This is a genomic window from Microthrixaceae bacterium (assembly GCA_023957975.1).
Classification (GTDB): Bacteria; Actinomycetota; Acidimicrobiia; order Acidimicrobiales; family Microtrichaceae; genus JAMLGM01.
Map to the genome: position 1 here is coordinate 17,341 of JAMLGM010000017.1, position 11,131 is coordinate 28,471.

Consider the following 11,131-nt stretch of genomic DNA (forward strand, 5'->3'; position numbering starts at 1 on the left):
GGCGACTGCGGCCCTCAGAATCCTCAGGACCGGTTCGCGTCACGACTGGTTCGCGTCACGACCGGTTCGCGTCAGGACCGGTTGGCGTCGATGAGGTCGGCGAAGCGCTCGAACAGGTAGTGGCTGTCGTGAGGGCCCGGTCCGGCTTCGGGGTGGTACTGGATTCCGAACACCGGGCGGTCGGTGCAGCGGAACCCTGCGAGGGTCTGATCGTTGAGATTGACGTGGGTGATCACCACGTTGTCGACCCCGTCGAGGTCCACGCAGTAGTTGTGGTTCTGACTGGTGATCTCCACCCGGCCGGTTTCGAGGTCCTTGATCGGATGATTTCCGCCGTGGTGCCCGAAGGCCAGCTTGTGGGTCCGCCCGCCGAGGGCCTGGCCGATGAGTTGGTGGCCCATGCAGATGCCGAACATCGGCACCTCGTCGACGAGCGCGTTGATCGTCGGCGTGAGGTTCTCCACCGCCGCGGGGTCACCCGGGCCGTTCGACAGGAACACCCCGTCGGGATCGAGCGCCAGGATCTCCTCGGCGGTGGTGTCTGCCGGCACGACGGTCACGCGGGAGATGCGGGTGAGGCAGTCGACGATCGTCGACTTGATCCCGCAATCGATCGCCACGACGTGTCGACTCGGATCGCCCTCCACCTCGTAGGGCTCGGAGGTGGTCACCACGTTGACGAGATCGCAGCCGTCGGTGAGGCGTGCCTGTTTCGCGGCGGCGGCCAATTCATCGACCGGAGCGGTGCCGAACGCACAGCCCATCGCCCCCTGTTCGCGAATGATGCGGGTCAGGCGGCGGGTGTCGACTCCGCCGATGGCGGGAATCGCGTGGTCGACGAGATAGCTCTCCAGGCTCTTCGACGAGCGCCAGCTCGACTCACGCCGCGCCATCTCGCGAAGCACCACGCCGCGGCAATGCACGACCGACGCCTCGTTATCGTCATCGTTGGTGCCGTAATTGCCGAGGTGGGCCGTGGTGAAGGCGATGACCTGGCCGGCATAGGAGGGGTCGCTGATGACCTCCTGATAGCCGCTCATGACGGTGTTGAAGACCAACTCGCCCGTCGCGATGCCGCCCTCGGGTTCGGCTCCGAACAGTTCGCCCTCAAAGACCGAACCGTCGGCGAGAACCAGGTGTCCCAGGCGGAGTTCGGCTGCCGGATGCCCGGCGCCTCCCGGGCTGCTCACCGCAGACGTCGCGGGGGTGGTGGCCGGCTGGCTCGGGGCCGTGGCGGTGGTTGCCATCTGTACTCCTCTGTCTGTCCGTACGAGTGTCCCGCACTCGTTTCACGGTCAGGCAGCCACCCTATCAGCCCACCCCACCCGTTCTCCGATAACCAGTGGTCGTGATCACGACCACTGGTTATCGGAGAACGAGGCCTTGTTGCAGGCGATCGAGGATCGGAGCGAGCGCTTGGCCCACCGCCCCCGACCAAGTCGCCGCCTCGAGCGCCGCACCCAACGCTCGCCGGTCGCCCACGATCACGACCAACTGGGCGCCCTCGGGACCGGCGATCAATCGCTCGTGTTGAGCATCGGCCTCCTCGACACGAACGTCGCCCTGAGCGAGGGTCGCTGCGCCGATCTCCACCGAACCCGACACCGGGGCGACGACCGATTCGGTGCCCGTCGACCGCTGGCCCAACGCCTCGGCGCCGGCGTCGCAGTCCAACAGCAGAATCACCGGCCCACTCGTCGGTTCACCCGCCAGGCCGACCGCCATGCGCACCCCCGGGGTCACCTGCTCCCAGGAATCGGCGGAATCGAAACCGCCGTCGAGGTGGGCACGAACCGTGGGCCCCAGCGTGGTGGCGATCGCGGGCGCACCGGGGCACGGGTCCTGCATGTCGATGCCCAACATCGCACCGTTGAACTCCTGTTGCGGAGTCACGACCTCGGCGATCTCGGCCTTCACCGGACGGATGGCGAACCCGCGCCGGTCCGCGAACATGATGATCCCGTAGCCGCCGTCGGGGCCCCAGGCGAAGTTGTCGCTCGCATACGGCACGCCGCCGTCGTGGAAGCGGAACTGCCCCTGTTCATACGCGTCGCGCCCCATGTTGGTGGTGCCACGCACCGAGATCCGCCAGTTGTCGGACGCATGAGCGTGAGCGAATGACAGCGGCATCTGCTCGTCGGTCGGAGCGATGTAGCTCATCACGACGAACGGGCCGTGGTGTTCGTCGCCGAACAGGATCGGCAGCACCGTGGCCCCCATCTCCTCGACCCAACCCTCACGGCGTTCGAACGACACATCGACATGGCCGTCGACCGGCTCGGTCGGAACTCCGGACAGAATCTGATACATCGAAGGCACCCCCCTGATCTGCGCCTGCCCCGGATCGTAGGTCGCCGGCGGCACCGCTGCGCCGGAATCGCTTCAAACACCGACACTCGACTGGCGACGACCGCAAACCGACTCGACCGCCGACGACGACTAATCGACCGACGGCTCGGGTGCGTCGACGAATCGGTACCGCACCGGACACCGATCGACGTTGTTCACCATGACCCGCGGCAACCAGCGCGGCTCAGCGGTGAGTTCCAGGTCGCGGGTGTGCCGGGCAATCGTCGCCACCAGCTCCTGCAACTCGGCGCGGGCCAGCGCCTGGCCCAGGCAGAAATGTGGCCCCATCGAGAAGGTGAACGACCACAACGTGGGGTCGCGGGTGACATCGAATCGGTCGGGATCGTCGTATCGGGCAGGGTCGCGGTTATGCGCACCGATGATTGAGGTGACGGGTTCGCCCGCTTCGAAACTCAGGCCGGCAAGCTGTGTCGCCCGGGTCGTCTTGTTTCCGGTCGCATAGAAGCCGGGGCGATACCGCAGGATCTCCTCAACCGCTCCGACCTTGAGTGCCTCGGTGTTCCCGCGCACCAACTCGAGTTGGTCCGGGTGCCGAGCGAGCTCGAGAAAAGCGCTCGTCATGACGCTCGCCGTCGTCTCGATCGCTCCGCCGAAGATGTTGGTGAACAACACGATCAACTCGTCGTTGCTGAGGCGATGGCCCTCCTCCTCGGCGGCGATGAGCCTCGTCAACAGATCGTCGCGAGGTTCAGACCGACGGCTCTCGACCAGGTCGGAGACGAAGGCCATCAGGCTCGCGAACACCCTATTGGCGTACGTCGAAGCCCGAGTCGGCGTGGCGTTCGAGCAGGTCGCGGACTTGGCCGCGAACGATGGGTCTGACCCGTTCGACCGACCGCGGGGTCAGGGCGCGGCTCACGAGCTTGCGAAGTCGACGGTGGTCCTCGCCGTTGCGCGCGCCGATCGACCAACGCCTCCATTCGTAGAGCGGATCGCCGGGTTTGAACCCGCGCGCCTCGATGTATTCGAGGCCCTCGTTGATGAACTCGGGACGCCGTTTGATCTCCTCGGCGTCCTGCCATCGCAGCACCGCTTTCACCCCGTCGGGGGTGACCGCGGTGCGGTGGACGTCGCGCAACTCCGCCAGGACGGGATAGGGCTCCGCCCAGTACTCGTCGTCGTCGAGCGGGAGCAGCGCCGCAGCGGGGGCGCTCACGTCACAACCGTCGCGTCGCAACCGTCATGCATGGGTGCTCGGACGCCTATCCGGCCCGAAACATCAGGCCTTTGTCGCCCTTGGTGAGCGTGAGGGTCTTGCCGTTGAGTTCCATCTCGACCTCGCCGTCGAGCACCGTGGTGACCGCAGTCTCGATCGTGGTCGCGTCCGCTTCGCAGGCCATCTTCGTGAGCCGCATCGGATCGAAGGTGAGGGTGGATTCACCAATCGTGACGGTCGTGCCGCCGGTGTTACATCCGGCGAACACGCTCGCCGTACCGTCCTCGGCGATCTCCAGGGTCGCAGGGTCGGCCCCGGCGGGCAGGCTCGACACGGCGTCGTTCTCGATGATGCCGTCGAGAGTCCATGCGGTGCCGGTCAGGCCGGAGTCGGCCTCCTCGGCGAGTTCGATGGTGACGTCGCCGCCGACGAGCGTCAGGTTCGCCCCATCGAGGGTCGCCTCGACGCCGGTGGTGAACAGTTCGTTGAGCCAGGTGTCCTGGGCCATGAGGTCGTCGTCGCAGCCCATCATCGTCATGAACGGCTCGCCCGTGAAAGCGAGCACGCCGGAGTCGTCGACCGCTATTCCTCCGCCGATCGTGTTGCACCCGGCGTTCAGGCTGATTTTCCCCTCGAGGACGGTGAGGGAGATGACGCTGTCGGCGACGAGGTCGTGGCCGGTGACCGAGGTCGAGATGAAGGTGCGTCCTTCGAGTTCGGCGATCATGCCCGTGCTCCCGTTGCCGGTGTTGGCGTCGTTGTCCCCGCCGGCCGCTGGCGCAGCCGTGGTGGTGGTTGCGGTTGTGGCGTCGTCGGTTTCGTCGCCGCATCCGGACAACGCCAGTGCGGCCAGTCCGATGACGAGCGGCAGCGCCATCGCCGAGCGCCCCCATCGACCAAGTTCACGTTGCTGAGCCATCACGCCTCCACCAGTTTGTGTTGCGGGCACCCTATCGGCGCAGACGAGATGTGGCACCCTCAGGCGGTGCCGCGCCCTCAGGCGGTGCCGCGCCCTCAGGCGGTGCCGTAGGGTCACGTCATGGCCGAATCCGATCGTTTCGTCTCCACCGGATCGCTCCCTGAACACGACCGGGTGAAGGCGCTGGTGAACCAGGCCCACGAAGACTTCGCCGCCGTCGATTCCGGGGTTCCGTCGGATGTCTACCCGGCCCTCGCCTCGGCCGATCCGGCGACCTTTGGCATCTGCGTCGCCAGCGTGGATGCGACCGTGCACGAGGCCGGCGACACGAGGGTTCCGTTCACCATCATGAGCGTGGCCAAGCCGTTCACCTTCGCGCTGGCCTGCGACATCGTCGGAACCGACGCCGCCGGGGAACGCCTCGGGGTCGACGCCACCGGCCTGCCGTTCAACTCCGTCGAGGCGGTCGAACGCGGATCGGGTCGCACCAACCCGATGGTGAACGCCGGGGCCATCGCCACGATCGACCTGTTCGGCAGCGATGCCGAGGACTCGTGGGGTGCCATCCGAGCCGGGCTGTCCGCATTTGCCGGGCGCGAGTTGTTCCTCGACGAGGCAACCCTCGAGTCGGCGCGATCCACGAACTTCCGCAACCGGGCGCTGGCGCAGTTGTTGGAAAGCTATGGAGCCATCGACGCAGATCCGTTCGCGCTGCTCGACGTGTACACGCGCCAGAGTTGTCTGGCGGTCACCGCGTTCGATCTCGCGTTGATGGGCGCGACGCTCGCCGACGGCGGGGTGCACCCCGTCACCGGTCGCCGGGTCGTGAGCGCAACGGCGTGCCACGCGGCACTTGCGGTCATGGCGACCGCCGGACTCTACGAAACGTCCGGCGATTGGTTGTATCGAGTCGGCCTTCCGGGTAAGAGCGGAATCGGCGGCGGCATCGTCACGGTGTCGCCCGGCAAGGGTGGGCTTGCGACGTTGTCACCCCCGCTCGACGCCGCCGGCAACAGCGTGCGGGGCCAACTCGTGGCCGAGTTCTTGTCCGAACGCCTCGGCCTCGACATCTTCTCCTCCGCCAGGTACCGCTGAGCGGGCCGACGGTGGGGAGCCGGTTTCGCTCACTCGCCGATACCGTGACGGGGCCGAACCATCGGCGATTCCGACCTCTCCCACCGAGCCAAAGGACCTCACCAGCCATGCGCACCAAGCGAACTGCAAAGACTCCCCTCCTCCTGGTCGCTTCCCTGGGCATCGCACTCAGCGGCTGCGGCGGCTCCGATGACGCTGCTGAAAACGCCGCCAGCGAAATCGCCGAGCAGTTGGCCGAGCAACAGACGGGCGGAGACGTCGACCTCAACGTCGACGATGACGGCGCGGTCCGGATCGAGACCGACGAGGGTTCCGCGACCTATGGGATGAACAAGGTTCCGGAGTCCTGGCCGTCCGACATCGCACTCCCCGAGGGGCTTGCGGTCGTGGGCGGCAGCGATGTCGATTCCGGCGAGGGGCTCATGACCACCATCACCGCAACGACCGACATGGCCCCGGGCGAGGTGCTCGACTTCTTCAAGGCCGAACTCGCCGATTGGGAGATCTCCAACGAGGTTTCCACCACGGTCGGCGAAGCAGAGTTGGCGGGCGCCCAGTGGGACAACGGTTCTCGCGTCGTTCAGCTGTCGGCCACGGGCAGCGGGGACGACAAGCATTTGACGCTGGCTCACACGGACAAGGGCTGATCCTCGGCGGGGGCGTGTAGGGGCTCGCTCCCCTGCACGCCCCCATCGCCTGCCCCGCACCTTCCATGCCCCGCACCTTCGCTGTCAGACGTGTCTGATGTGATGTCTCCCATGAGAAACGATGCCGTGAGCGTTGTTTCGCAGCTTGCAGCCTCTCGAAACAGCGTCTTCACACGTCATCAGGCTGCCGCCCTTGGGCTCACCAAGCGACAGATCTCCAACATGTTGGCGGCGGGGCTCCTCCACGAACCGTGGCGCGGAGCCCTCGTCGCCTGCCGTCCGGGATGCGCCCCGACGTGGGATCAGCTGCTGCGCGCCGCACTGCTCGAACGGCCGGCATGGGCTGCGGACTGTTCGGCCGCGCGGCTCCAAGGCTTCGAGGGCTTCGAGGACTCCGAGGAGTTGCAGCTCATCTGCTCCCCTTCGGCACACATTCGCCTCGGCGGGGTTTCGGTTCGCCGCACCCAACACCTGGACCCGGCCGGGCCCTACGCGATGAAGCTGGGATGACGGTGTCGGTCGGGGTCCACCGGTGATGGAGGGGCCTCCACAAATCTCGTGACTGCTTGACGGTCAGAGACGAGGGAGGCCCCCGTTGGTTGAAGGTAGTGGTGCGTGCTGGTTCGGCGCGCCAGGGTTCGAGGTGCTGCGCGTCGCCGATGACGGTGGCGAGCTGGTCATCGAGGTCGAGACGACCGCGTCGACGGTCGGGTGCGGCCGGTGCGGTGTGCGTGCCCGTGCGAAGGACCGGCGGTGGGTGACGGTGCGTGACGCCCCGTCAGGCAGCAGGGCGGTGCTGGTCCGGTGGCGCAAACGCGTGTGGGCCTGCCCCGACGCGGAGTGCCCGGCGAAGACGTGGACCGAGTTGTCACCGCTGGTCGCACCGCGGCGGGTGCTGACGGCCCGGGCGGCGGAGTGGGCTGCAGATCGGGTCGCCAGCGTGGAGGGGACGCCGGCGTCGATCGCCGCTCAGTTCGGGGTGTCGTGGTCGACGGTGTGGACGGCGGTTGAGCGGATCGGCCGTCAGCGTGTCGAGGACCCTGATCGGGTCGGACCGGCGGCGATGGTGGGGTTCGATGAGACCGTGATGCAACCAGCGCACCGGCGCCGCCGACGACGGTTCATCACCGCTGTTGTCGATGTCGGCACCGGTCAGATCCTCGACGTGTTCGAGGGCCGTGATGCCCGTGATCTGCGGGCCTGGATGGCGACCATGCCGCCGGACTGGTTGGCCCGGATCGAGGTGGTGTCGGTCGATCCGCACGAGGGCTACCGGTCAGCGGTGACCGGGGCGACGAGTCCGTTGCGTGACGTCACGATCGTCGTCGACCCGTTCCACATCGTCAGGTTGGGCAACGCCGCGGTCACACGGTGTCGCCAGCGGGTGCAGGGCGAGACGCTCGAGCATCGCGGGTGGAAGGGCGACCCGCTCCACGACGTCCGCAAGCTGTTGTTGATGGGCGCTGAACGCCTCGACGACATCGGCTGGGACCGGCTCCATCGGGCGCTGCGTGATGGCGACCCCGACGGCGAGGTGCGGGACTGCTGGGTCGCGAAGGAGAAGCTCCGCGACGTCTACCTCACCAACGACCCCGACGAAGCGGCCGGCCGTCTCGACGACGTCATCGTGTGGTGCTCCGATGCTGACTCGGGCCCCGAGTTGCGACGCCTCGCGAAGACCCTGAAACGCTGGCGCCAGCAGATCCTGAACCGGCACAGCACCGGCGCCTCGAACGGTCCTGTCGAGGCGGCGAACCTGCTGATCAAGCAGGTCAAGCGTTCAGGTCGAGGGTTCCGCAACCTCGACAACTACCGGCTCCGCATCCTCCTCGCCGGCGGCACCAACCCCATGCGCGAAACTCAACAGGTCACGAGCATCCGACCCCGCCGTCCCAGGTTGGTCGCGTAGGGCCCCGAAACGCCGCAGGCCCGTGCGCCTGGCTCGCGGAGCGCGGCGAGCAGTGGTGCGCCCAGATCGAGTTCGCGACCCTCGACCTGTCGGGCCCGTATCGGAGCGTGTTCGACAAGATGACCCCCGCGGCGATTCAGGTCGCTGACCCGTTCCACCTGATCAAGCTCGCGAACCAGAAACTCGACGAAGTCCGCCGCCGGGTGCAGAACGAGACGTGTGGCCATCGGGGCCGCAAGAACGACCCGCTGTATCGGTCACGACGCTTGTTGACCAAGGCTGATGAGCGGCTCGACGAGCGAGGCCGCACCAAGCTCCTCGGTCTCCTCGAGGCCGGCGATCCCAAGGGCGAGGTGCGCACTGCATGGCACGCGAAAGAGGTCGTGAGGAGCATCTATGAGCATCGCGACCCCGACTTGGCGATCGAGTTCGTTGCCCGCCTCGGTCGTGATCTGCAGGACGTGTCGTGCCCGCCCGAGGTGCGACAGCTCGGCCGCACCATCGTCCGCTGGCGCTCCCAGATCGCGGCGTGGCACCAGGCGCACGTGAGCAACGGGCCGACCGAAGCGGCGAACAACCTGCTCAAACGGGTGAAGCGGGCGGCGTTCGGGTTCACGTCGTTTCGGAACTACCGGATCCGCACGCTGCTCTACGCCGGCAAGCCCAACTGGGACCTACTCGCCACCATCACTCCCCGGTGAAATCCGAAGAGCCGGTAAGGTGCGGTAGCGCCAGCCTTGGCCGGCAAGAGAATCGAACCGATTAGCAGTGCCGCAACGACTGCAATTGCCTTCTTGATTGGAGCCACTGGAATCCTTCTTGAAGGGTGGGTTGACTGGTACTTCAGCGAGTTTCAGCGATTCAATCCGCTGCTGGCGCTCATTCCATCCTATGGCGCTTCCGCGACACTGTAGGTTCCTGAGCTAGGATCAATGAATATCGAGCTGCCGTCTGGTGCCACGGCGAATGGCGAACCGCTTTGCCATCGAGGATCTAGCGACCTCGACACCTCGCCACTGTCTCTCAGTATCGTGGTGCTCAGCTGTGGCTCGACGGTGCCATTCTGCGAAGGGGTTCGCGCAACAACGATCACTCCAGTCGGCGTTCCTTCCAGGCGTCCGATGAAGAATCCCTCATTTGGCACCGCATTTGTGACCGACTCCCACTTCAGTCCCGTCCATTTGGCTACCGTGGGGCCCACCGAATTTAGATCGCCATCCGCTGGTGCGGACACGCTCATGAAAACACTCTTAGCGCTACACGCAAGATTGGTTCCAACGGCCCCAAAGTTCGGTGCCATTTCGATACCCATCATTGGTGTAGCGATTCCATCGGCGAGACTAATCGCAACTGGTTGGGCTGTTGCGCGATCGGTGCCGCTCAATAGGGCTACTGAGCTCTCCGTCGAGCATTGCTCGCCGACTGACTGAACGTCCGCCAGTTTTCGCCAATTGTCCCCGCGCGTGGAGAGAAGTGCGTGAGTTGCGCCTTCCGTCGGGATTATGATTGCGACGGTTTCATCCGAAATCGCTGTTTCAGTCCACACAGTCCCGCGCACGTGAAGTTCTGTGACTTCGGACGGTAGGTCAATTCGTGTCCAGAGCATTTCCTCGACCTCGAGGCTGAACGAAGCGAGCAGTCCGCTGTCGCAAGTTCCCTGTTCGACCATCTCGAGCGGACACCAGAATCCAAGTGTCCGTATGCCGCTACTGCTCGTGGCGGCACCCAACGCGACAAATCTCGCGTCACCGTTGCTTGGAAGCTCCAGGTAAGTGTGGTCTCCCGTTGCCACGTCCACAATCGAAGCAGTCGGTGTAAATGACGAACCGTCGACTCCGCTTGTCGACTCGGAGAACGCCACTACATGCGCCCCATCGAAAACCACTGCCGCGTACTTGTTTGGCTCGAATTGGGACAGTCGTGGGGCGTCGCGCTCCATGCCCAGTTCGCTTGAGGCATCGGTTGTTTGGTTGTCTGGGTCGCCACATCCGACAAGAAGTCCCACAAGCAACAGCGGGACGGTTCGATTGATACCGGTCCGTGTCCTTGGCGAGCTGCGCCGATGCGACGCCATCTTTGACCACCCGTCTAGTCCTGTGCTGCCTACCGTACCACCATTGGCCAGTGTGGTCGGATTGGAGTTGACCCGGTTCTCTGGATACGAATTGTTGTGAGTCACGCGGCTCGAGATGCAGCGTAGACCTCGGCGGGCGTGCGGTGCCCGAGCCCGGCTTGGTGGCGTTACCGGTTGTACAAAGTCTCGATGTAGCTGAACGGGATCGTGCGCAGCTGGCGCCGTGTCATGGCTTCCCAGTCACCATGGACGTGGCGGATCTCCTTTTTGATCGTCGCCTAGTGTCCTGTCAGGTTGTTCCATCAAGAAATATTTGAGTTCGGGAATTTTGGGTTCCGGACCTGCGTTCCTTTCGTCGTAGGCGAACATCGGAGGAATCTCTGTGGCACGACGCGGACGACCCACGGTCGAGATCAACCTGAACGGCAACGAACGAAAGACGTTGGAGCGGTGGGCGCGGCGGCACTCGACGTCGCAGTCCTTGGCGTTGCGATGCCGGATCATCCTGGCGTGCGCCGATCCTGAGCGATCCCGTGACGACATCGCGGCTGAGGTGGGCTGCAACCCTGCGACGGTGACGACGTGGCGGAACCGGTTCGCTGCTGACCGGTTGGACGGGTTGATGGACGCACCCCGGCCGGGCGCGGCCCGAACGATCACCGATGAGGTGGTCGAGCAGGTCCTGGTCGACACGTTGGAGACCACACCAGGCGAAGACACCCACTGGTCCACCAGGGGACTGGCAGCGAAACACGGGATCTCCCGTCAGACCGTGTCTGAGATCTGGCGGGCGTTCGGACTGAAGCCATGGATCCAAGACGAGTTCAAGATCTCTCCGGACCCCCAGCTGGTTGAGAAGATCCGTGACCTGGTCGGCCTGTACATGAACCCGCCGGTGAACGCAGCAGTGTTCGCAGTCGACGAGAAACCCCAGATCCAGGCGTTGAACCGGACGGCGCCG

General features: G+C 65.4%; 11 protein-coding genes. 6 read left to right on the forward strand and 5 right to left on the reverse strand.

The window, feature by feature from the left end:
• Positions 1 to 71: 71 nt before the first annotated feature.
• The 5 genes from carA to M9952_16065 form a co-directional block, all read right to left on the reverse strand.
• On the reverse strand, positions 72 to 1,247 hold the full coding sequence (carA, locus tag M9952_16045) for a glutamine-hydrolyzing carbamoyl-phosphate synthase small subunit (GenBank protein ID MCO5314435.1): 1,176 nt from the start codon (positions 1,245 to 1,247) through the stop codon (positions 72 to 74).
• 118 nt (positions 1,248 to 1,365) lie between these two features.
• The gene (locus M9952_16050; protein ID MCO5314436.1) at positions 1,366 to 2,310 is read right to left on the reverse strand and encodes a hypothetical protein; all 945 of its coding nucleotides are present in this window, start codon (positions 2,308 to 2,310) and stop codon (positions 1,366 to 1,368) included.
• Positions 2,311 to 2,439: 129 nt separating this feature from the next.
• Positions 2,440 to 3,099, reverse strand: coding sequence for a cytochrome P450 (locus tag M9952_16055; protein MCO5314437.1), 660 nt, complete (start codon positions 3,097 to 3,099; stop codon positions 2,440 to 2,442).
• A 16-nt stretch (positions 3,100 to 3,115) separates the two neighbouring features.
• Complete coding sequence (locus M9952_16060; protein MCO5314438.1) at positions 3,116 to 3,526, reverse strand: hypothetical protein; 411 nt, start codon at positions 3,524 to 3,526, stop codon at positions 3,116 to 3,118.
• 46 nt (positions 3,527 to 3,572) lie between these two features.
• Entirely contained in the window at positions 3,573 to 4,445 is an 873-nt protein-coding gene (locus tag M9952_16065) for an META domain-containing protein (GenBank protein ID MCO5314439.1), read from the reverse strand.
• Positions 4,446 to 4,565: 120 nt separating this feature from the next.
• Between M9952_16065 and glsA the strand changes: the two genes are divergently transcribed.
• From glsA to M9952_16095, 6 genes are all read left to right on the forward strand, one after another.
• The gene (gene glsA, locus M9952_16070) at positions 4,566 to 5,540 is read left to right on the forward strand and encodes a glutaminase A (GenBank protein ID MCO5314440.1); all 975 of its coding nucleotides are present in this window, start codon (positions 4,566 to 4,568) and stop codon (positions 5,538 to 5,540) included.
• A gap of 107 nt (positions 5,541 to 5,647) precedes the next feature.
• The gene (locus M9952_16075) at positions 5,648 to 6,187 is read left to right on the forward strand and encodes a hypothetical protein (protein ID MCO5314441.1); all 540 of its coding nucleotides are present in this window, start codon (positions 5,648 to 5,650) and stop codon (positions 6,185 to 6,187) included.
• A gap of 111 nt (positions 6,188 to 6,298) precedes the next feature.
• Positions 6,299 to 6,697 (forward strand): type IV toxin-antitoxin system AbiEi family antitoxin domain-containing protein, encoded by a 399-nt coding sequence (locus M9952_16080; protein MCO5314442.1) that lies wholly within the window; start codon positions 6,299 to 6,301, stop codon positions 6,695 to 6,697.
• Between the two features lie 85 nt (positions 6,698 to 6,782).
• Positions 6,783 to 8,096 (forward strand): ISL3 family transposase, encoded by a 1,314-nt coding sequence (locus tag M9952_16085; protein MCO5314443.1) that lies wholly within the window; start codon positions 6,783 to 6,785, stop codon positions 8,094 to 8,096.
• Positions 8,097 to 8,182: 86 nt separating this feature from the next.
• Positions 8,183 to 8,797: a transposase gene (locus tag M9952_16090; GenBank protein MCO5314444.1), complete on the forward strand. Its 615-nt coding sequence runs from the start codon at positions 8,183 to 8,185 to the stop codon at positions 8,795 to 8,797.
• 1,755 nt (positions 8,798 to 10,552) lie between these two features.
• The coding region (locus tag M9952_16095; GenBank protein MCO5314445.1) for an IS630 family transposase at positions 10,553 to 11,131 on the forward strand (579 nt) is incomplete at its 3' end.